This window comes from Vibrio sp. YT-16, from assembly GCF_033337405.1.
Taxonomy (GTDB): domain Bacteria; phylum Pseudomonadota; class Gammaproteobacteria; order Enterobacterales; family Vibrionaceae; genus Vibrio; species Vibrio alginolyticus.
On the sequence record NZ_JAWOQQ010000143.1, the window covers coordinates 1 to 1,083 of the forward strand.

1 protein-coding gene is annotated in these 1,083 nt (G+C 42.8%); it reads left to right on the forward strand.

Annotation, left to right across the window (positions count from 1 at the left end; all coding sequences use genetic code 11):
- The first annotated feature begins 253 nt into the window (after positions 1–253).
- The gene (locus tag R7F07_RS25360; RefSeq protein WP_025613169.1) at positions 254–1,027 is read left to right on the forward strand and encodes a phosphoribosylglycinamide formyltransferase; all 774 of its coding nucleotides are present in this window, start codon (positions 254–256) and stop codon (positions 1,025–1,027) included.
- The last annotated feature ends 56 nt before the right edge of the window (positions 1,028–1,083 follow it).

The window sequence follows — 1,083 nt, forward strand, 5'->3', positions numbered from 1 at the left end:
TGTCTATGCCGTTCATCTTTGGTTAATACTGCGATGATAGGATGTCATCGTTCCTTGGAGAACAAACTCTTTATTCTCTATGCAGAATAAAGAAAAGAGAAATGGTGATCTAACGCACGATTCCTCCAAAAGGTTAATTTTTAGCCTTGGGATCTTTCGGAAAGTCCCCATAAATAAGTTAGTACCTAATTTGCCCAGTCTTAGCGACTTTTACGTTCCCATTTTCTAAGTGCAAGCAAGTTAAGGAGAGTGAATGAGCTTATTTCTTCGTACTACAGCATTGATGCTTTTGGTACTAAGCCGTGCGCCGGCATTCGCCGCACTTCCTAATGCCCCAAGTAATGAACAAAATCGTTCCCCTAGTCAAAACGAGGTTTGTTCTAAACTATTTAAACACAGCCTTAGCGGCTTGTATGGAATCCAATCCATCGACTCTCGTCCAACCCAGCCTTATTCAGATTTCGATATTCTTTACAGCAAAGCGCATCAAGCCCAATTCGAGCTTGAAACCATTTGTAAAAGTACCGCCCTACTCAACGATGCTCAGCCATATTTCGCTGGCGTAAAATCTAAACATCGCGCCGAAGAAAAAATCACACATGAACTGGATGGCCAAGTAGAACGCATTACCGACTTAGCTCGTGCGACTATTGTGGCGGAAGATGTGGCAAGTTTGGTCTCTATTTACGAAACGCTAGAGCGCGAAACAACTATCGTTAAAGTCAAAAACCGCTTTAAGAGACCTGGCCCTTCTGGCTACCGTGATCTGAACTTGTTAGTCCGTTTGCCAAAAACGAATTTGATCGCAGAAGTACAGCTGCACTTAAAAGCGATTGCGGATGTAAAAAATGGTCCTGAACACGACCTGTATGAGCAAATTCAAAAGCTTGAACGTCAAGCATCAATGGAAAAGCGAAATCTAAGCGAGATTGAAATGGCTTCCATTAAGAATATGCGTAGCCAAGCGAAAAACTTATACCAACAAGCATGGCAGCCTTACTTAACGACGCATTTAGAAGCGGCATAAACAAAAACGCAGCCTGAGAAACAACAAAACCACCGCAATGCGGTGGTTTTCGTTTG

What these genes read in the sequence shown, in the direction of transcription:
- R7F07_RS25360 (WP_025613169.1), top strand. Translation starts at nt 254, where the DNA reads ATGAGCTTATTTCTTCGTACTACAGCATTGATGCTTTTGGTACTAAGC.